This is a genomic window from Polaromonas aquatica (genome assembly GCF_050626995.1).
In the GTDB taxonomy this organism is placed as follows: Bacteria; Pseudomonadota; Gammaproteobacteria; order Burkholderiales; family Burkholderiaceae_C; genus Polaromonas; species Polaromonas aquatica_A.
Genome location: NZ_CP192467.1, coordinates 871,281 through 890,375, shown reverse-complemented (window position 1 = coordinate 890,375; position 19,095 = coordinate 871,281). Strand labels below are relative to the sequence as shown.

16 protein-coding genes are annotated in these 19,095 nt (G+C 60.0%); 10 read left to right on the top strand and 6 right to left on the bottom strand.

The window, feature by feature from the left end:
• The first annotated feature begins 13 nt into the window (after window positions 1–13).
• Entirely contained in the window at window positions 14–523 is a 510-nt protein-coding gene (locus ACQ4MS_RS04285) for an Lrp/AsnC family transcriptional regulator (protein ID WP_431097959.1), read from the top strand.
• On the opposite strand, the gene ACQ4MS_RS04280 is transcribed toward ACQ4MS_RS04285, so the two are convergent.
• On the bottom strand, window positions 506–2,323 hold the full coding sequence (locus ACQ4MS_RS04280; protein ID WP_431097958.1) for a sensor domain-containing diguanylate cyclase: 1,818 nt from the start codon (window positions 2,321–2,323) through the stop codon (window positions 506–508). The genes ACQ4MS_RS04285 and ACQ4MS_RS04280 overlap by 18 nt on opposite strands.
• Before the next feature lie 180 nt (window positions 2,324–2,503).
• Between ACQ4MS_RS04280 and ACQ4MS_RS04275 the strand changes: the two genes are divergently transcribed.
• A complete protein-coding gene (locus ACQ4MS_RS04275) occupies window positions 2,504–3,895 on the top strand; it encodes an esterase-like activity of phytase family protein (protein WP_431097956.1) in 1,392 nt (463 codons plus the stop codon).
• A gap of 103 nt (window positions 3,896–3,998) precedes the next feature.
• On the opposite strand, the gene ACQ4MS_RS04270 is transcribed toward ACQ4MS_RS04275, so the two are convergent.
• Entirely contained in the window at window positions 3,999–5,624 is a 1,626-nt protein-coding gene (locus ACQ4MS_RS04270; protein ID WP_431097954.1) for a peptide chain release factor 3, read from the bottom strand.
• A gap of 156 nt (window positions 5,625–5,780) precedes the next feature.
• The gene (locus ACQ4MS_RS04265) at window positions 5,781–6,014 is read right to left on the bottom strand and encodes a DUF1653 domain-containing protein (protein WP_431097952.1); all 234 of its coding nucleotides are present in this window, start codon (window positions 6,012–6,014) and stop codon (window positions 5,781–5,783) included.
• A gap of 36 nt (window positions 6,015–6,050) precedes the next feature.
• Here ACQ4MS_RS04265 and ACQ4MS_RS04260 point away from each other — a divergent pair, with 36 nt between their 5' ends.
• The 3 genes from ACQ4MS_RS04260 to ACQ4MS_RS04250 all read left to right on the top strand — a co-directional run bounded on the left by ACQ4MS_RS04260 (window position 6,051) and on the right by ACQ4MS_RS04250 (window position 10,613).
• Window positions 6,051–7,919: a M48 family metalloprotease gene (locus tag ACQ4MS_RS04260; RefSeq protein ID WP_431097951.1), complete on the top strand. Its 1,869-nt coding sequence runs from the start codon at window positions 6,051–6,053 to the stop codon at window positions 7,917–7,919.
• Window positions 7,920–7,960: 41 nt separating this feature from the next.
• Entirely contained in the window at window positions 7,961–9,214 is a 1,254-nt protein-coding gene (locus tag ACQ4MS_RS04255; protein ID WP_431097950.1) for an RsmB/NOP family class I SAM-dependent RNA methyltransferase, read from the top strand.
• Window positions 9,215–9,413: 199 nt separating this feature from the next.
• A complete protein-coding gene (locus ACQ4MS_RS04250) occupies window positions 9,414–10,613 on the top strand; it encodes a DesA family fatty acid desaturase (RefSeq protein WP_431097949.1) in 1,200 nt (399 codons plus the stop codon).
• A 233-nt stretch (window positions 10,614–10,846) separates the two neighbouring features.
• Here the strand turns inward: ACQ4MS_RS04250 and rpmG are convergent, their stop codons facing one another.
• The 3 genes from rpmG to trxB all read right to left on the bottom strand — a co-directional run bounded on the left by rpmG (window position 10,847) and on the right by trxB (window position 12,367).
• Window positions 10,847–11,014 carry a 50S ribosomal protein L33 gene (gene rpmG / locus ACQ4MS_RS04245; RefSeq protein WP_007863188.1) on the bottom strand — a complete coding sequence of 56 codons (168 nt, stop codon included), beginning with the start codon at window positions 11,012–11,014 and terminating at the stop codon, window positions 10,847–10,849.
• Between the two features lie 11 nt (window positions 11,015–11,025).
• A complete protein-coding gene (rpmB, locus tag ACQ4MS_RS04240; protein ID WP_413329935.1) occupies window positions 11,026–11,259 on the bottom strand; it encodes a 50S ribosomal protein L28 in 234 nt (77 codons plus the stop codon).
• Window positions 11,260–11,422: 163 nt separating this feature from the next.
• Complete coding sequence (trxB, locus tag ACQ4MS_RS04235; protein ID WP_431097947.1) at window positions 11,423–12,367, bottom strand: thioredoxin-disulfide reductase; 945 nt, start codon at window positions 12,365–12,367, stop codon at window positions 11,423–11,425.
• A gap of 176 nt (window positions 12,368–12,543) precedes the next feature.
• Here trxB and ACQ4MS_RS04230 point away from each other — a divergent pair, with 176 nt between their 5' ends.
• From ACQ4MS_RS04230 to ACQ4MS_RS04210, 5 genes are all read left to right on the top strand, one after another.
• The gene (locus ACQ4MS_RS04230) at window positions 12,544–13,221 is read left to right on the top strand and encodes a Crp/Fnr family transcriptional regulator (protein WP_431097946.1); all 678 of its coding nucleotides are present in this window, start codon (window positions 12,544–12,546) and stop codon (window positions 13,219–13,221) included.
• Window positions 13,222–13,472: 251 nt separating this feature from the next.
• Window positions 13,473–15,827 (top strand): DNA translocase FtsK, encoded by a 2,355-nt coding sequence (locus tag ACQ4MS_RS04225; protein WP_431097945.1) that lies wholly within the window; start codon window positions 13,473–13,475, stop codon window positions 15,825–15,827.
• A gap of 5 nt (window positions 15,828–15,832) precedes the next feature.
• Window positions 15,833–16,477 carry an outer membrane lipoprotein chaperone LolA gene (gene lolA, locus ACQ4MS_RS04220; protein ID WP_431097944.1) on the top strand — a complete coding sequence of 215 codons (645 nt, stop codon included), beginning with the start codon at window positions 15,833–15,835 and terminating at the stop codon, window positions 16,475–16,477.
• A gap of 93 nt (window positions 16,478–16,570) precedes the next feature.
• Window positions 16,571–17,872, top strand: a complete 1,302-nt coding sequence (locus ACQ4MS_RS04215) for a replication-associated recombination protein A (protein WP_431097942.1) — start codon at window positions 16,571–16,573, stop codon at window positions 17,870–17,872.
• Between the two features lie 266 nt (window positions 17,873–18,138).
• Window positions 18,139–19,068 carry a branched-chain amino acid ABC transporter permease gene (locus tag ACQ4MS_RS04210; RefSeq protein WP_092128601.1) on the top strand — a complete coding sequence of 310 codons (930 nt, stop codon included), beginning with the start codon at window positions 18,139–18,141 and terminating at the stop codon, window positions 19,066–19,068.
• The last annotated feature ends 27 nt before the right edge of the window (window positions 19,069–19,095 follow it).

The following is a 19,095-nucleotide window of genomic DNA, read 5'->3' as shown; positions in this document are numbered from 1 at the left end:
ACTTTCGAAGATGATGAATCTTGATAACCTCGATTTAAGGATCCTGAACGAGTTGCAGCGCGACGGCTCGCTCTCCAATGTGGAGCTGGCCCGGCGTGTGCACCTGAGCCCGTCGCCATGCCTGGCCCGCGTCAAAGCGCTGGAGGCTGGCGGCGTCATTGACCGCTATGTGGCAATTGCCAATGCGGCGGCGCTGGGTTTGGGCCTGAATGTGTTTATCTCCATCAGCCTGCGCACACAAAGCAAGGCGTCGCTCGCCGACTTCGAGCAGCGCATCGCCGAGCACGACGAGGTGATGGAGTGCTATTTGATGTCGGGCGACAGCGACTATTTGATTCGCGTGGCGGTGGCCGACATTGGCGCGCTGGAAAAATTCATCCTCGAGCAACTGTCGCCGATCTCCGGTATCGAAAAAATCCGCTCAAGCTTTGCGCTCAAGCAGGTCAGGTACAAGACAGCGTTGCCCTTGCCGCTGGCGAAGGTAGCCGACTCCGCCGTGAAGGGCCTAGCTGCCCGGGGCTGAAGCCTGCTCGCTGGCCAGGGCCGGATGCGATATTTCTATCTCATTGATCTTGGCCAGCAAGTCTTCGCGCCGGCTCAGGTCTTCACGTACATCACTCACGGCATCACTGGGTGAATCGACAAACTGCACATAGCGCTTTGTTCCCGAGGCCATCTGGTGCAGGCGGGACTTGAGCCTTTCAACGACTTCCTGTGCGCTTGTCTGGGCGCTGGGCGTGTCATGCCACAGGGCGATGTGCAGCTCAAAGGCATTTGCCTCGCCCAGCTTTTCCGATGCGCGTATGCAGTCGGCCAGGACCTTGGTTGAAACTTCCGAAAGGGTGTTGCGGGTGACGGGGCCTTCGACCAGCATCATGAAGTCGTTTTCGCCATGGCGAACCACCGTGTCCACGTCGCGCGCCGCTCCGCGCAGGATTTCGCCGATTCGGGAAAGCGCCGCGCCACGCTTCTGGTCACCGGCTTCGTCATGGCTGGGGGCCTGGTTGAGCCAGCGCAACATCAACACGCCGAAGGCCGACTTCTGCCGCCGGGCGCGCAGCAGCATGGGCGGCAGCCTGTCGTCGATGATCCGCGGCAGCATCAGCCCGCTGGCCGGGTCGTAAGTCGCCAGTGCGGCGCTGCGGTGATTGGCAAACAGCGCCGCCCGGCTGCGCCACGCCAGCACCAGGAACACCCAGAGCAGGCCCAACATGGCCGACAGCACACCGGCCGCCTGTGCCGCCTCAACATTCCAGACCCAGCCCGCGTTGTAGGCAAGCCGGGCCAGCGCGGCCAGCCCGATGGGTGCTGCACCCAGCAAAATGAGAAGGTTCCAGGTCTGCCCCCGCAAGGACATCCACAGCAGGCTTCCCATGATGGCGAGGGTGGAAAACGCCAGCCACAGGTTGCGAAGCTCACGCGGCACCAGGTTCTGGCTGGATGCCATCAGGCAGGCCATGAACAGGCTCCCTGCAGCCACGGCAAGCAGCAGGCGGTGTATGCGGGGATAGCCGCTCTTGGCATAACTGGCCCGGGTGCAAAACCATGCACCGGCGGCCATGCTCACTGAGGCCGACACCCAACCCATGACCTGATTCAGGTGGGCGCTGTGCGGCCAGATGCGCCAGCCGCCATAGCCGATCAGCACCAGTTGCGTGAACATCAGCGTGACCACGACCGTGCCGAACCACAAAAACACCTTGTTGCGTGCCATGACGAAAGCCGCCAGGCACAGCAAGGCCAGCAGGCTGAACATCCCCCACATCAGGCCGATCACCACGCCAACCCGCGACGCGCCGTCGATGTACTCAATGGGCGAGAGCAGCATGGGCCGCGCCGTGATGGCCCTGCGATGCTCAAAACGCAGGTAGTAGGTCTGCATGGCGCCGCCGCGCGTTTGCAGTTCAAAGCTCGGTACACGGGTGCGCAGGGACCAGGCGGCCGGGGCAATGGCCTCGCCGGCGGACTGGACCTGCCAGCCGCCTTGCGGGTTTCGCGAAAAAAGGCTCGCCCTGAAGATTGCCTGGCCCGGCATGCGGATGTACCAGGTCTGCAGGGCTTCAGTGGCCGGCAATGAAAAAGTGGCCCAGACGTCCTGTGTGTTCGAGGTGGGAAGGATGGCGTCGTCCGTGTAGGGCTGAAAGCTCCATGGCCCGGTTGCGGGAGCGCTGGCCGCCAACGCATCGGGCGACTCGATGGCGCCCTTGGGAACGGCGACCCATTGCAGCGGCTCGGCCAGCGTGATCCTGGGGCTGTCTTCATACAGGCGGTCAAAGACCTGTGCATGGCCCACGCCGGAGAATGAGAATGCGCAGAGCAACATCAGGGAAAAAACTCGCAGGCTTGCCGTTCGATACATCTGCATAGCTTATGGCAAAAGACGGTGACCGCCCGGAAGGTCATACCTGCCGCGCGGCGTCTGCTGTGGACCGCGGCCTCTGTGTGTAATCAGGGCGTCATATGCATTCGCCACGATCCGACTTTCTTCAACAGTGGATCACCCATGCCTTCTTTCCGTTTTGCCGCCAACCTGCGCCCGGCATTCAACCCTCTTTTCAAAGCCATCTTTCCTGCGCTGGCGGCCGTTGCGCTGGTCGCGCCGCTGCAAGCCCAGACCGCGTTTCCGGCCACCCTGGCTGGCCACGTGGTGGTGCCCGCCCAGTCGTTCATTGCCGCGCCCAAAAACGCACCGCGGGACCTGCAGGTCAGCGGCAAGTTCACCACTGGCAAGCGCACCGAAGCGCTGGGCACGATGGAAGGCATGTCTGCCGGCAGGCCTACCGGTGTGAGCGTGCCTTTCAGGGGCCAGCCTTTGCAGGGTCATTCAGGCATCAAGAAAATGCCCGACGGCAGTTTCTGGATCCTGACCGATAACGGCTTTGGCTCCAAAGCCAATTCGCCGGACGCGATGCTGTACCTGAACCGCTACCAGATTGACTTCACGGGCGGCACCATGAAGCGGCTGGAAACCATTTTTCTGCATGATCCCGACAAAAAGGTGCCGTTTCGTATCGTTCATGAAGGCACCAGGCAGCGCTACCTCACGGGAAGCGACTTTGACACCGAAAGCTTCCAGTTCGCCGGTGGTGCCTTGTGGATCGGTGATGAGTTCGGGCCGTTCCTGATCAAGGCCGACATGAAAGGCAAGATTCTCGGTGTGTTTGAAACGCAGGTCGACGGCAAGGGTGTGCGTTCGCCCGACCATCCCGCGGTAACAACACCGGGCGCCCCTGGCGGCGCGGTGGATTTCCAGGTACGCCGGTCCAAGGGGTATGAAGGCATGGCCGTGTCGAAAGATGGCAGCAAGCTGTACGCGCTGCTTGAGGGCGCGCTGTATGACGCCTCCACCAAAGGCAATGAAAACGTGGGCGGCAAGGATTACCTGCGCGTGCTGGAGTTTGACGTGAAGAGCGAATCCTGGACGGGCCGCCACTGGAAATACATGCTGGAAAGCAATAGCCACGCCATCGGCGACTTCAACATGGTTGATGCCAACACGGGCCTCATCATCGAGCGGGACAACGGCGAAGGCACGGCCGGAAAGGCTTGCCCGGAGGGCCAGAAACGCACGGACTGCTTCCACGACGTCGCGAAGTTCAAGCGTGTCTACAAGGTGGAATTGAGCGATGCCAATGCCGGCGGTGCGCTGCGCAAGATCGGCTACATCGACCTGATGGCCATTGCCGACCCGGCGAAGCTGGCGCGCAAGCCCTTGAACAATGGCGTGCTGACCTTCCCGTTCTTCACGATTGAAAACGTGGAGGTGGTGGACGCCACGCATATCGTGGTGGGCAACGATAACAACCTGCCGTTTTCCAGCAGCCGCGAGCCGAACAAGGCGGATGACAACGAGTTGATCCTGCTGGAAGTGGGCGACTTCCTCAAGGCCCAATAAGTCAAGGCCCAAGCCGATGTTTCAGGTGAGGGTGAGGGTGAGGGTTGCTATAAAATTTATAGCTACTTGCGCCCGTTTTCATCGGCCTGCAGGCCAAAAGCGCTTACATTTTTGACTGGAAAACCAGCCCGGCGTGCTCACGCAGCGCATGGAACTTGATCTTGGGCCACTGTTGCTCCACAGCGCGCAGGGTGGCGCTGTGGTCCACCAGCAGAGTGGGCGCATCAACAGCGTCCAGCGCCACGCGGTGGGCGTTGGCATCCATGAATTTTTTCAGCTCGTTGGCGTCGTCGCTGGTGACCCAGCGCGCCAGGTTGAAGTTGCTGCCCATGATGCGTGCCTTGACGCCGTACTCGTGTTCCAGGCGGTGAGCCACCACTTCAAACTGCAGCTGGCCAACGGCGCCCAACAGCAGCAATGAGCCGGCAATCGGGCGGAACACCTGGATCGCGCCTTCTTCACCCAGCTGCGTAAGGCCGGCGCGCAGCTGCTTGCTGCGCAGTGGGTCGGCCACCTCCACCGCACGGAACATTTCAGGCGCGAAGAAGGGCAGGCCGGTGAACTGCAGGGCCTCGCCTTCGGTGAGCGTGTCGCCCAGTTGCAGCACGCCGTGGTTGGGGATGCCGATGATGTCGCCGGCAAAGGCGGTGTCGAGCAGCTCACGGCGCTGGCTCATGAAACTCACCACGGTGTTGGGTCGCAGCTCCTTGCCGCTGCGCACCACCTTCAGGCGCATACCGCGCGTGAATTCGCCGCTGGCCACGCGCAGGAAGGCGATCCGGTCGCGGTGGGCCGGGTCCATGTTGGCCTGGATCTTGAACACCACACCGGAGAATTTTTTCTCTTCGGGGTGCACCACGCGCTGGATGGCCGGGCGTTCAGCGGGCGCCGGCGCCAGGTCGACCAGCGCGTCCAGCACTTCCTGCACGCCGAAGTTGTTGATGGCCGAGCCGAAGAACATCGGCGTCTGCTTGCCGGCGAGGAACTCTTCGCGGTTGAATTCGGGTGTGGCGCCGGCGACCAGTTCGATCTCGCCCTGGGCCTGCGTGTATTCGGCGCCGAAACGTTTGGCGGCTTCTGCATTGTCCAGGCCGGCCAGGATTTCATCGTCACCGCCGGCTTTTTCCTCGCCGGGGCTGAAGACGCGCATGCGGTCTTCGCGCCTGTCATAGACGCCGTGAAAAAGCTTGCCCATGCCGACGGGCCAGGTGAAGGGAATGACCGTCATGCCGAGTTCGCGTTCGATCTCGTCCATCACGCTCATCGGATCCTGCACCTCGCGGTCCATCTTGTTGACGAAAGTCAGGATAGGCGTGTTGCGCGCGCGGCAGACCTGCAGCAGGCGGCGCGTCTGCGGCTCGACGCCGTTGGCCGCGTCGATCACCATCAGCGCCGCGTCCACCGCGGTCAGCACGCGGTAAGTGTCTTCCGAGAAGTCCTGGTGGCCGGGGGTGTCGAGCAGGTTGATGACGCAGTCGCGGTATTCCATCTGCATGACCGAGCTGGCGACCGAGATGCCGCGCTGCTTTTCGATCTCCATCCAGTCGGAAGTGGCGTGGCGCGCGGCCTTGCGGGCCTTGACGCTGCCGGCGATCTGTATCGCACCCGAGAACAAGAGCAGCTTCTCGGTCAGCGTGGTTTTACCCGCGTCGGGGTGGGAAATGATGGCAAACGTGCGGCGGCGCTTGACCTGTTTTTCAATTTCGGTGGAAGCTTGGATTTCGGACATAACCCACGATTATCGGTGACGTGGCCCCTACGCTTGCCGTTACGCGGTAATGCACTGTCCCGAGGGGGCTGACCTTGCATGGGGTGGCCCGGTGCTGGGACGCGGCCTCCGCGCTCCGCCGCTGCGGTCGCTGCTTGCTGTCAGGGCCTGCAGTGCTTAACCAGGTTGCCGGGCGAAACGCGGCTGTCTCACGCCGTTGATCACGATCTCTCCATTGAACATGGACGCGGGCCGCACCCACAGGTCTTTTTCACCGAGCACGCGGTAGAGCGTCATCGGCTCAAGGGTTTCGCTGTGGCGGACGGTCCCGATCACCTCATATAACTTGTCTTTGTAGTGGCGATACAGGCCGGTGGGGGTTTCTATCAAAGGCGGGAGGTCTTGGCTCATGGGTAAGATTGTCGCCAATAAAAAGGAGGAGGGCTGATGGATCGCGCAGAGTTCATTCATTTGGTACGCCTGAGCGAGCACGCCAGCGCCGACGACAGCAAGGCCTACCGCCGCAGCGTGGCGGCCTTCGCCGCGTTGGGCTACGCCTGGGTTGTCGGTTGCCTGCTGCTCTCGGCCGGGCTGCTGATGTGGGTCGCCAACGCCATGCTCCACGGACGCTTCAAGGGTGTCTTCATCGGCCTGATCCTGGCGGCTGGAGGGCTGTTGTGGACCAGCCTGCGGGCGTTGTGGTGCCGCTTCGACGAACCGGAAGGCGTGGTACTTCAGGCGAGCGACGCACCTGCGCTTTTCGAAGCGCTGGAACGCATTCGCAAGAAAATCAAGGGCCCACCCATCCACCGTGTGTTTCTGGACGCTGATTTCAACGCCAGCATCCGCCAGCACCCCCGCTTCGGCCTGTTCGGCGGCGGCGTCAACTACCTCAGCATAGGGCTGCCGCTGCTGATGGCGCTGGACCGTCCACGTTTTCTGGCCGTACTGGCCCATGAGTACGGTCATTTGCGGGGCGACCACGGCCGCTTTGCCGCCTGGATTTACCGCACTCGCCTGAGCTGGGCCATGTTGAACCACGGGCTGCGCGATGATGAAGGGCCGGTAGCCGCGGCCACGCAAGCATTTTTGCGCTGGTACTTTCCGCGCTTTTCGGCCAGGACCTTTGCGCTGGCCCGTCAGGATGAGTACGAAGCGGACCGTATCTCCGGCAAACTTTTGGGCAGGGATATTGCAGCCGCCGCGCTGACCGAGATTGCCGTCAAGGGCGACTGGATAACCCGCGAGTTCTGGTCGGAGCACTGGAGCATTGCCTCCGCTCAGGCCCTGCCGGTGGGACCTTACGCGGCCATGCGCCCCCTGCTTGGCCTGGCGCCGCCGGGGGATTTCGCACGTGAGTCGCTGCGGCAGGCCCTGCGCCGCATCAGCGATGTGGATGACACCCATCCGGGCTTGCGCGACCGGCTTGAGGCGCTTCAAGCCGCCACGAGTTTGCCGGCATGGTCTTCTGCTTCCCGGTCTGCGATGGACCTGCTGGGCGCCGGAGGGGCGAAATGGATCGCACATTTCGACAAACAATGGTGCAGGGACAACGCGAGCGACTGGAAGCAGCACCATGCGTACCTGGGGCGGGTGCGGGCCCGCGCTGCCGAATTGACCGCCGGCGAAAAGCGCAACAACGCCGAAGAGATGGTCGAACTGGGTCATCTGCAGCGGCGGCTGGATGTGCGGGCCGATGTGCGCCGCCATTACGAGCGTGCCCTGCAGCTCACGCCTGGTCATCCCGGCGCCCTGCGCGGGCTGGTGCAGTGCCTGCCGCCAATGGAACGTACGCTGCGCCTGAATTGCCTGGGCCAGCTCTTCGAGGAGAGTGTTGCCAACCGCTGGTGGGCCTGCCGTATGGCGGTGCCTGAAATGGAAAAGCCCGCCGCAGATGGCAGCTTCGATGAAAAATCCCTCGCCCTTTGGCGCGAAAGACTCAAACAGGCCGAAGAAGCCGAAAGGCGCGCCTGGGAGGAGCTGACCGGGACGCCATTCTTCGAAGCAATCGGGCGTCATGACCTCGGCAACTTTGAGATGGGCGAAGTTCAGGCGCAATTGGCGCGTTACAAACCGGTGGCGCGAGCGTGGCTGGTGCGCAAGAACCTGAAGGAATTTGCGCACCGCCGCTGTTACCTGGTTTTTGTCGAACTGCCTGGGCTGGACGACGAGGAACGCTACGTGCTGTGCCGCGAAATGGAGCATTCGCTGGATCTGCCGGGCCAGGCACTGGTCTTGTGGGCCGGCTATTCCCCTACGCTTGCTGAGATCGAGCGCAATGCTTTCGACGCTGTATACGTTCGCACCGTGACCTGAGATGCGCTGGGCTTGGCCTGCAAGGGTGGGACAATGGGGCTATGCATCCTAAAGCCTTACTCGACAGTTGTTCCGAGCTTCTCAAGCAGGTCCTCAAATTTGATCACCCCGCCGACATGGTGGTGTCGCGTTATTTCCGCGACTACCGCCTCGGCCCCCGCGAACGTGCCACTGTGGCGGAAACGATTTACGGTGTTCTGCGCAAGAAAAATCTTTATACCTATCTGGCCCAGCACGGCAGCGGCGCGCCGGAGCGGCGTCTTGCCATCCTCGGTTTTGCGGCGGACCGTGACTTCCTTCTGGGTGCGCTGACCGACCAGGAAAAAGACTGGTTGTCGCGCTGCGACCAGGTCAAGCCGGCTGATTTGATGGAGTTGCATCGCCACAACCTGCCGCAGTGGCTGGTGGAGCCGCTGAAAGAACAGTTGGGTGACGATTTCTGGCCGCTGGTGGAAAGCCTGAACGCGCCGGCCGGGCTCGATCTGCGCGTCAACACGCTCAAGGATAAACGGGCTGAAGTCCAAAAGGAACTTGGGAAGGCAGCTATTAAAACAGTAGCAACGCCGTATTCACCCTGGGGTTTGCGGATCGATGGCAAGCCGCAGCTGGGCAAGCTGGATGCTTTTACGCGCGGCGCCATCGAGGTGCAGGACGAAGGCTCTCAGCTGCTTGCCCTGCTGGTGGATGCCAAACGCGGTGAAATGGTGGTCGATTTTTGCGCCGGCGCGGGTGGCAAAACCCTGGCCTTGGGTGCCTCCATGCGCAACACCGGACGCCTCTACGCCTTTGATACCTCGGGGCACCGGCTGGACGCGCTCAAGCCACGGCTGGCGCGCAGCGGCCTTTCCAATGTACATCCGGTGGCCATTGCCCATGAGCGTGACGACCGCATCAAGCGCCTTGCCGGGAAGATAGACCGGGTCTTGGTTGATGCGCCGTGCTCTGGATTGGGAACCTTGCGGCGCAATCCCGACCTCAAATGGCGGCAGACGCCCAAGGCAATTGAGGAACTCAGGGCCAAGCAAACTGCGATTTTGCAGAGCGCGGCGCGGCTGTTAAAGCCCGGCGGACGCCTGGTTTACGCGACCTGCAGCGTCTTGCGTGAAGAAAACGAAGCCATTGCGGAAGCCTTCAGCGAGGCGAACAAAGAGTTCAACGTCCTTGAAACTGGTCCTTTATTGACCCATCTGGGGGTGGAACATGCAGAAAAACTCTGCCGCGGCCCCTACCTTCGGCTTTGGCCTTACCTGCATCAGACGGACGGGTTTTTCGCTGCAGTATGGCAAAAGTCGTGATATTTTTGGCGACAAAAGACGACACATAGGCTGAAGTTACATATTCATTCGTGATTTTTCGCACTGTTTTGACCTTAGGTCCTGTACTGAAAGTGACTTGGCGTTTGTGGGGTATCACCTTACAATAAGAAGTTATTTTTTGCAGCGCCTGGAGACACATCTGGATGGGCGACTGCTTCAGGTTGTTTAAAGGATTTTTATGATCTTGTTTGATGCGGCCCTCGACTGGCTTGCCAATGGGTTGCTTGCCGCCAGCTGGTGGCAAATCGTGTTGTATACGCTGGTGACCACCCATATCACCATTGCCAGCGTCACCATCTACCTGCACCGCCACCAGGCGCATCGCGCCATGGACCTGCACGCGATTCCGTCGCATTTTTTCCGTCTCTGGCTCTGGCTGGGTACTGGCCAGGTGACCAAGGAGTGGGTCTCCATCCACCGCAAGCACCACGCCAAGTGTGAAACCGCTGAAGATCCACACAGCCCTCAGGCTTACGGCATCAAGAAGGTTTTCTGGGAAGGTGCAGAGCTGTACCGCGCCGAAAGCAAGAACAAGGAAACCATGGCCAAGTTCGGCCACGGCACGCCCAATGACTGGGTTGAGCGCAATGTGTACACCCGCTACAGCTGGCAAGGTGTGGGCCTGATGATGATCATTGACCTGGCGCTCTTCGGTGCAGCAGGCCTGGCTGTCTGGGCTGTGCAAATGGCCTGGATTCCCGTGACGGCAGCCGGCATCATCAATGGTATTGGTCACTACTGGGGTTATCGCAACTTCGAAGCGCCTGATGCCAGCACCAACATTTCGCCCTGGGGCATCATGATTGGCGGCGAAGAGCTGCACAACAATCACCACACCTATCCGACATCGGCCAAGTTCTCGGTGAAGCCCTACGAATTCGACATTGGCTGGGTTTATATCCGTGCCATGGAAAAAGTTGGCCTGGCTTCCGTCAAGAAGGTGCCACCCAAGCTCCAGCTGGGCTCCATCCAGCCCGTGGCTGATGAAAAAACACTGGAAGCCCTGATCGCCCATCGCTATGAAGTGATGGCGGGGTTCGCCCGGGAGCTGCGCCGTGCCAGCAAGGCCGAGCTCGAAGTGCTCAAGGCGAAAAAGGCCGACGTGTCTGTGCTGCGCGCAGCCAATCGCTGGCTGCACCGTGATGACGACAAGGTGCCAGCTGCTGCCAAGCCACAGCTGGCCCAGGCCCGTGCTGAACATCCTGTACTGGACAAGATGGTCACCATGCGCGAAGAACTTCGCCAGATGTGGCTGAGCACTTCTGCATCCCGCGAGCAGCTCGCGTCCGACCTGCAGAATTGGTGCCACCGCGCTGAAGAAAGCGGCATTGCCGCCTTGCGCGAGTTCTCCATGAGGCTGCGGGCAGCCCGCACCTGAACTGAGATAGCCATCATCGCCGGCTTGGGCCGGCGCACTGACTTCTAATAAAACCGCCTCCATGTTGACTCATGGAGGCGGTTTTTTTGGTCATCTCCATGAACTTTGCCCATGGTACCCGCTGAGCGCGTGAGGGCGAATCCTCCGCAAGAAGGAAGGAGGGGCAAGCCAATCCTGGGCCCATAAAAAAACCCGCCGGGATGCGGCGGGCTTTTTTTAAAGGAGAAGCTGAATTACTTCAGCTTGATTTCCTTGTACTCCACGTGCTTGCGTGCCTTGGGATCAAACTTCATGATCAGCATTTTGTCGGGCGTGGTCTTCTTGTTCTTGGTGGTCGTGTAGAAGTGACCGGTGCCGGCAGTCGATTCCAGCTTGATTTTTTCGCGTGCGCCTTTTGCCATGATGGTGCTCCTTAAGCTTGGCCGCGTGCGCGCAGGTCTGCGAGCACGGTATCAATACCCTTCTTGTCGATCAGGCGCAGTGCAGCGCTCGAAACGCGCAGGCGGACCCAGCGGTTTTCGCTCTCGACCCAGAAGCGGCGGTATTGCAGGTTCACGAGGAACCGGCGTTTGGTTTTGTTGTTGGCGTGGGAAACATTGTTTCCGACCATTGGGCCTTTGCCCGTGACTTCACATACGCGTGCCATATGCACTCCAGTATCTATACAGCAGTCATGTCGCAAGGCACTTGCTGCCTGTCGTCATTCCTGCCTCACCTCGCCAGAATAGGGTGGCGGTAACCCAAACTGCCAAACCGGGCCCTTTTGGGGGCGAATTTAGCAAAGCCTTGAATTATAAGGGATTTCTGGCTTACTCTGTCTGTTCCAGGAAACGCTGGGCATCCAGCGCGGCCATACAGCCGGTTCCAGCACTGGTGATAGCCTGGCGGTAGATGTGGTCCTGCACATCACCGGCGGCGAACACACCCGGCACGCTGGTCATGGTGGCAAAGCCCTGCAGTCCGGTTTTGGTGATGATGTAACCGTCCTTCATCTCCAGCTGGCCGGCAAAAATGTCGGTATTGGGCTGGTGGCCAATCGCGATGAAGCAACCTTTGAGGGTGAGGTCCTGCGTGGCGCCGTTCTGGGTGCTTTTGAGCCTTACACCGGTTACGCCGGATGCATCGCCCAGCACCTGGTCCAGGGTGTGGTGCAGTTTGAGTTCGATCTTGCCGGCTGCGACTTTCTCATGCAGCCTGTCGATCAGGATGGCTTCAGCCTTGAATTTGTCGCGGCGATGTACCAGCGTGACCTTGCTGGCAATGTTGGACAGATAAAGAGCTTCCTCGACCGCTGTGTTGCCGCCGCCTACGACGCAGACTTCCTGTCCCCGGTAAAAGAAACCATCGCACGTGGCGCAACCGGAAACACCTCGGCCCATGAAGGCGGATTCTGACTCCAGGCCCAGGTATTTGGCGGAGGCGCCGGTGGCGATGATCAGCGAATCGCAGGTGTAGATCCCGCTGTCGCCCGTCAGGGTAAAGGGGCGCTTGCTGAAATCAACCTTGTTGATGTGATCAAAAATAATTTCGGTTTTGAAGCGTTCGGCGTGCTCCAGAAAACGTTGCATCAGATCGGGCCCCTGCACACCGTGCACATCGGCAGGCCAGTTGTCGACCTCGGTGGTGGTCATGAGTTGGCCGCCCTGCGCAATGCCGGTGATCAGTACGGGGTTGAGATTGGCGCGCGCTGCATAAACAGCTGCGGTGTAACCCGCAGGGCCTGAACCGAGGATGAGAACTCTGGAATGTTTCATGATGAAAAACTGATTGGGAAAGTGTAAGAACTCATGTAGAGTCATGCCGCATAAGTACAGCGTCAAGTAAAAACAGCTGCTAGTACTTTTTCGGCATTTGGTTTTCTTTTTAATTACTTGCCATTGTAAGAACTCACGCGACTAGCCGTCGGATGTGAGGTTGGGAGATATCTGCTATGACAACGATGGTGTCCAACCTGGAATTGATTCGCCGGGTCCCTCTTTTTTCCGTGTTGACTGCCAGCCAGGCTGCATCGGTCGCCGATACCGTGGTCAAGCGCCGCTTCAAGCGCGGTGAGCCTATCGTGGAGCAGGGCAAAAAATCCAATGCCCTTTCCATCATCCTGACAGGCCGTGCACGCGTCATCACCACGGATTCCCGTGGCCGGGAGGTTATTTTGGCCACCATGCACCCCGGCGACTACGTGGGCGAAATGAGCCTGATTGACAACGAACCTCACTCCGCGACGGTGCGCGCCGAGATTCAGACCGATGCCCTGATCCTCGGGCGTCTGGAATTTGCACGCTGCCTACCGGAAAACAGCTCCATGGCGTATGCCGTGCTGAAGGGACTGGTCCAGCGCCTGCGCCATGCGGACCGGCAGATCGAGTCGCTGGCGCTGATGGACGTGTACGGTCGCGTCGCCAGGGCGTTGCTCGAATTTGCCAATGAAGATGGCAGCGGAAACGCCGTCATTCGCGACAAGGTTTCGCGGCAGGATCTGGCCAAAATGGTTGGGGCCTCGCGCGAAATGGTCAGCCGGGTGATGAAGGACCTTGAGGAGCGCGGGTTCATCGAAACCCGGGATGACGGTTCGCTTCTGGTGAAAGAACGCCTTCATACCTTGGGCTAGGACTTTCGCAGTCGTCCGTGACCACGTTTGGTGCCTTGGCGGCCCTCAAAGCCCTTACCCAACTGCGGTAAGCTCCTGGTACTGCAACCCGAAAATATCGAAACATGAAAGCATGTCTTCGCATCCATGGCGGCGTTGCGACCTTGGCGAAGGCATATAGCTCTTGCTGCGGTTCGCGCCCTCCTGTCCTGGGGTGCGCTTCATTCCTTTCATTTTGTCGCGCTATTTCCGGTTTACCGCATTAGCCGGCCATGACTTACTCACTCGATACCCTGAACTCCAGAAACTCCCCTGCAGCGGATGCGCCCAGTGGCATCAAACGCTTTGCCCATGAAGTCAGCCTTATTTTGGGCCTGCTCGGCCTGATTTTCTGGCTGGCAGCACTGCTGAGCTATTCACCCCAGGATGCAGCCTGGTCCACTTCCGGTACCACTGAAGCCGCAGGTATCGCCCAAGCCGTGGCTCACAACTGGGGCGGGCGTGTCGGCGCCTGGCTGGCCGACGCCAGTTATTTCCTGCTCGGGTTCTCTGTTTGGTGGGCGCTCGCGGCGGGTGTCAACGTGTGGTTGTCGTCACTGGCGCGCTGGCTGCGCGGTGATCCGCATGCTACTGACGACGACATCAGGGCATCGGGCCGTATCCGTTTCTGGCTGAGTCTGCTGCTGCTTTTAGCGGCCAGCGCAGCCCTGGAATGGTCGAGGCTTTACCGCTTTGAATTCAGGCTGCCCGGGCATGCTGGTGGTGTGCTTGGTTATCTGGCCGGCTCGCTGGGCGTGAAATGGCTGGGCTTTGCAGGGTCCGGCCTGGTGTTTATTGCGCTGGGTGTGATTGCGGTCTCAGCGGTGTTCGGTTTTTCATGGGCGCATGTGGCTTTGCGCGTGGGCGCATGGATCGACAATCTGATCGATTCCCGCCGCGAAAAACGTGAAATCGCGGAAGACCTTGCCTTCGGCAAGCTAGCTGCTCGGGAGCGTGAAGAAACCCTGATCGACGAGCGTATCGAAATCGAAGAACACCACCCGGTGCCGGTCCTGATCGAACCCACGCTGGTCGACATTCCTAAAAGTGAACGCGTCGCCAAGGAACGGCAAAAACCACTTTTCAGTGAAATGCCCGACTCCAAGCTGCCGCAGGTTGACCTGCTCGACGGCGCGCTGACGCGCCAGGAGACGGTGGCCCCCGAGACGCTTGAGATGACTTCGCGCCTGATTGAGAAAAAACTGAAGGATTTTGGCGTTGAGGTGCGTGTGGTGGCTGCGGCGCCTGGCCCGGTCATCACCCGTTATGAGATTGAGCCGGCCACCGGTGTCAAGGGCTCACAGGTCGTCAATTTGGCCAAGGACCTGGCCCGTGCCCTCAGTCTGGTTTCCATCCGCGTGATTGAAACCATCCCCGGTAAAAACTACATGGCGCTGGAGTTGCCCAATGCCAAGCGCCAGTCCATCAAGCTCAGTGAAATCCTGGGCTCGCAGGTGTACAACGAAGCCAAGTCCATGCTCACTATCGGTCTGGGCAAGGACATCAGCGGCGCTGCGGTTGTAGCCGACCTCGCCAAGATGCCGCACTGCCTGGTGGCTGGCACTACCGGTTCGGGCAAGTCAGTCGGTATCAACGCCATGATTTTGAGCCTGCTTTACAAGGCCGATGCGCGCGACGTACGTTTGCTGCTGATCGACCCCAAGATGCTGGAAATGAGTGTCTATGAAGGCATTCCGCACCTGCTGGCGCCGGTTGTCACCGACATGCGCCAGGCCGCACACGGCCTGAACTGGTGTGTGGCCGAAATGGAAAAGCGTTACAAGCTCATGAGCAAGCTGGGCGTACGCAACCTGGCCGGCTACAACGCCAAGCTCGATGAAGCCAAGGCCAAAGGCGAATTCATCTACAACCCTTTCAGCCTCACACCCGAACAGCCTGAACCGCTGGAGCGCCTGCCTTACATCGTGGTGGTGATTGACGAGCTGGCCGATCTGATGATGGTGGTCGGCAAGAAGATTGAAGAATTGATTGCCCGCCTGGCACAAAAAGCCCGTGCCGCCGGCATCCACCTGGTACTGGCCACCCAGCGCCCCAGCGTGGACGTGATCACCGGCCTCATCAAGGCCAATATCCCCACCCGGCTGTCTTTCCAGGTCAGCAGCAAGATCGACAGCCGCACCATCCTTGACCAGATGGGCGCCGAGGCATTGTTAGGAATGGGTGACATGCTTTACATGCCGAGTGGTACAGGCTTTCCAATTCGGGTGCATGGTGCGTTTGTGAGCGATGACGAAGTGCACCGTGTGGTGGCCTACCTCAAGCAGCAGGGTGAACCCAATTACATCGAAGGCGTGCTGGAAGGCGGCACGGTCGACGGCGAAGACGGCGATCTGCTGGGAGATGGTAGTGGCGGCAACGGCGGCGGCGAAAAAGACCCGATGTACGACCAGGCTGTAGAGGTTGTGCTGAAGAACCGCAAGGCCAGCATTTCACTGGTGCAGCGTCATCTCAAGATCGGCTACAACCGCGCGGCGCGGCTGGTCGAAGACATGGAAAAAGCCGGGCTGGTCAGCGCCATGAGCGGCAGCGGCCAGCGCGAAATCCTGGTGCCCTCACGGGCGGAGTGACGATCATGAAGAAATATTTTGCTACTGTTTTGATAGCTGCCTTCGCATATCCCGCTTGGGCTGGTGGCATGGAAAGTCTTGAATCTTTCGTGAAAACCGTCAGCAGCGGCCGTGCCGAGTTCACGCAAGTTGTCACCGCTCCGGCCAAAGACGGACAGGCTGCGCGCAGCAAGACCTCTACCGGCACTTTCGAATTTTCACGGCCCAACCGTTTTCGCTTTATCTACAAAAAGCCCTTCGAACAAAGCATCGTGGCTGACGGCCAGACACTGTGGCTGCACGACGTTGACCTGAACCAGGTCACCTCACGCAAGCAAGCCAGCGTGCTGAACTCCACGCCCGCAGCCCTGATTGCCGCCGCCCCGGATTTGCGTGCGCTGCAAGCCGATTTCACGCTGGCCGATGCGCCGGATGCCGGCGGCCTGCAATGGGTGGTCGCCACGCCCAAGGGCAAGGATGGTCAACTGCAGTCGGTACGCGTGGGTTTCCGCCCGGGGGAAAAATCCTCAGGCCTGGCCGCGCTTGAAATCGTTGACAGCTTTGGGCAGCGCTCCGTGCTGAACTTCAGCAAAGTCGAGGTCAACCCCAATTTGCCGGCCGATACCTTTCGCTTCGTACCGCCTCCCAAGGCGGATGTGATCAGGCAGTAAAGACAGGCAATACGCCGATAGCCCGTCGGCAAGCCGCTGGTTTCCGCCGGGGCATGGCGCCGGGCGTTCAAGGCGGGACGGCGCAAGGACTTCATGACCAGCTCCAAATCTTCTCATCAACCCTTGGCCGAGCGGCTGCGCCCCAAAAATCTGGGTGAAGTCATTGGCCAGCAGCATTTGCTCGGTGAGGGGATGCCACTGCGCATCGCGTTTGAGTCCGGCCAGCCGCACAGCTGCATTCTTTGGGGCCCGCCCGGTGTTGGCAAGACCACTATCGCACGGCTCATGGCCAGCAGTTTTGACGCGCACTTCATCACTATTTCCGCCGTGCTGGGCGGCGTCAAAGACATCCGGGAGGCGGTTGAACAGGCGTCTATCTGGCAAGGGCAGGGCGGCAAGCGCACGATTGTGTTCGTCGATGAGGTGCACCGCTTCAACAAAAGCCAGCAGGACGCATTTTTGCCGCACGTGGAAAGCGGCCTATTCACCTTCATTGGCGCCACTACTGAAAATCCTTCGTTCGAGGTGAACTCGGCCTTGCTCTCACGCGCGGTGGTGTATGTATTGCAGCCGTTGGATACAACAGATCTCAAGCAAATCGTCGCCAAGGTGCTTGCTGAACGTGCGCTACCAGCTATCGAAACCATAGCGGATGAGGCCGTTGACCGGCTGGTGGCTTACGCCGACGGCGATGCGCGGCGCCTGCTGAATACGCTTGAATCGCTGAGCGTGGCGGCCAAAGCAGAGAAAGTCACCGAAGTCACCGATGCCTGGCTGCTCAAGGTGCTGGGCGAACGCCTGCGCCGCTACGACAAGGGCGGCGAGCAGTTCTACGACACCATTTCGGCCCTGCACAAGTCGGTGCGAGGCTCAGACCCTGACGCGGCGCTCTACTGGTTCATGCGGATGCTCGACGGCGGTGCCGAGCCGCGCTACATGGCGCGCCGGCTGGTCCGCATGGCGAGCGAAGACATCGGCCTGGCCGACCCGCGTGCTTTGCGCATGGCGCTGGATGCTGCCGAGGTCTATGAACGCCTGGGCTCGCCGGAAGGTGAGCTGGCGCTGGCCCAGTGCGTCATCTACCTGGCGGTGGCGCCCAAGTCCAACGCGGTCTACAAGGCCTTCAATGAAGCCAAGGCGTTTATCAGCAAGGACGGCACCCGCCCGGTGCCCCTGCATTTGCGCAATGCACCAACAAAGCTCATGAAGCAGCTCGACTACGGAAAAAACTACCGTTACGCGCACGATGAGGAAGACGGCTTTGCCGCCGGTGAGAATTATTTTCCCGAGGGCATGTCGGCTCCGGAGTTCTACAGGCCTGTCAACAGAGGGCTGGAGATACGCATCGCAGATAAGCTGAACGAGTTGAAAATTAAGAACAATAAGAAAGACTGATAAAAAACAAAAGCCGCTGATAAAGGCGGATTGAACCCCGAAAACCCACCTCCTCAAGGGTAAACCCCGCGAAAACCGCATCGCTGGCTCGATTCTCGCTAGAGACGCTTGGCTACAATTCGCGGATTAGCTCGCCACCTTCACCCAGTCATCTGGCTTTGATCGGCGGGCTTTTTGTTAACTCAAGTCCAGACACCGGCGATCCCGGTGAATGGTGGCCGCCAGGCGGAGTTCGCAATTTCATCAATTGGACGGGAGAGTGAGTTATGGAAGTATTGCTACAGCAGATCATCAATGGTCTGGTCCTGGGCAGCATGTATGCCTTGATCGCCTTGGGCTACACCATGGTGTACGGCATCATCAATCTGATTAACTTCGCACACGGCGAAGTCCTGATGGTCGGGGCGTTAACCAGCTGGACCATCATCGGCCTGATGCAGGATTCGATGCCGGGAACACCGGGCTGGATTATTTTGCTGATATCGCTGCTGATTGCTTTTGTCGTCTGCGGGGCCCTCAATTTTGCGATCGAAAAAATCGCCTACCGGCCTCTGCGAAACTCTCCCAAACTGGCCCCGCTGATCACCGCCATCGGCATGTCGCTGCTGCTGCAGACACTGGCCATGATCATCTGGAAGCCCAACTACAAACCCTATCCCACTCTGCTGCCAAGCGAGCCTTTCCAGGTCGGCGGCGCTGTCATCACCGTGACCCAGCTCTTCATCCTGGGCGCCACCGTTGTCTCCCTTTCCGTGCTGATGTGGCTGGTGCATTACACCAAGCTGGGCCGCGCGATGCGCGCCACCGCTGAAAACCCACGCGTCGCCGCCCTGATGGGTGTGCGCCCCGACACGGTCATCTCGGCCACCTTCATCATCGGCGCCGTCCTGGCGGCGCTGGCCGGCGTTATGTATGCCTCCAACTACGGTACGGTGCAGCACACCATGGGCTTTTTGCCGGGCCTGAAGGCCTTCACGGCGGCCGTGTTCGGTGGCATCGGCAACCTGGGCGGCGCGGTGCTTGGCGGCATTTTGCTGGGCCTGATCGAATCCATCGGCGCCGGCTATATCGGCCCGCTGACGGGCGGCGTGCTGGGCAGCCAGTACTCCGACATCTTTGCCTTTATCGTGCTGATTTTTGTGCTCACGCTGCGCCCCTCGGGCCTGCTGGGTGAGCGTGTAGCGGACCGGGCGTGACGCCGCGTCCATCCGATACGCAAGGAG

Excerpts from the sequence above, each read along its gene's own strand:
- ACQ4MS_RS04210 (WP_092128601.1), top strand. The coding sequence starts at position 18,139 with ATGGAAGTATTGCTACAGCAGATCATCAATGGTCTGGTCCTGGGCAGC.
- ACQ4MS_RS04250 (WP_431097949.1), top strand. The coding sequence starts at position 9,414 with ATGATCTTGTTTGATGCGGCCCTCGACTGGCTTGCCAATGGGTTGCTT.
- rpmB (WP_413329935.1), bottom strand. The coding sequence starts at position 11,259 with ATGGCACGCGTATGTGAAGTCACGGGCAAAGGCCCAATGGTCGGAAAC.
- trxB (WP_431097947.1), bottom strand. The coding sequence starts at position 12,367 with ATGAAACATTCCAGAGTTCTCATCCTCGGTTCAGGCCCTGCGGGTTAC.
- ACQ4MS_RS04215 (WP_431097942.1), top strand. The coding sequence starts at position 16,571 with ATGACCAGCTCCAAATCTTCTCATCAACCCTTGGCCGAGCGGCTGCGC.
- rpmG (WP_007863188.1), bottom strand. The coding sequence starts at position 11,014 with ATGGCAAAAGGCGCACGCGAAAAAATCAAGCTGGAATCGACTGCCGGC.
- ACQ4MS_RS04260 (WP_431097951.1), top strand. The coding sequence starts at position 6,051 with ATGGATCGCGCAGAGTTCATTCATTTGGTACGCCTGAGCGAGCACGCC.
- ACQ4MS_RS04275 (WP_431097956.1), top strand. The coding sequence starts at position 2,504 with ATGCCTTCTTTCCGTTTTGCCGCCAACCTGCGCCCGGCATTCAACCCT.
- ACQ4MS_RS04265 (WP_431097952.1), bottom strand. The coding sequence starts at position 6,014 with ATGAGCCAAGACCTCCCGCCTTTGATAGAAACCCCCACCGGCCTGTAT.
- ACQ4MS_RS04230 (WP_431097946.1), top strand. The coding sequence starts at position 12,544 with ATGACAACGATGGTGTCCAACCTGGAATTGATTCGCCGGGTCCCTCTT.
- ACQ4MS_RS04225 (WP_431097945.1), top strand. The coding sequence starts at position 13,473 with ATGACTTACTCACTCGATACCCTGAACTCCAGAAACTCCCCTGCAGCG.
- ACQ4MS_RS04255 (WP_431097950.1), top strand. The coding sequence starts at position 7,961 with ATGCATCCTAAAGCCTTACTCGACAGTTGTTCCGAGCTTCTCAAGCAG.
- ACQ4MS_RS04280 (WP_431097958.1), bottom strand. The coding sequence starts at position 2,323 with ATGTTGCTCTGCGCATTCTCATTCTCCGGCGTGGGCCATGCACAGGTC.
- lolA (WP_431097944.1), top strand. The coding sequence starts at position 15,833 with ATGAAGAAATATTTTGCTACTGTTTTGATAGCTGCCTTCGCATATCCC.
- ACQ4MS_RS04285 (WP_431097959.1), top strand. The coding sequence starts at position 14 with ATGAATCTTGATAACCTCGATTTAAGGATCCTGAACGAGTTGCAGCGC.
- ACQ4MS_RS04270 (WP_431097954.1), bottom strand. The coding sequence starts at position 5,624 with ATGTCCGAAATCCAAGCTTCCACCGAAATTGAAAAACAGGTCAAGCGC.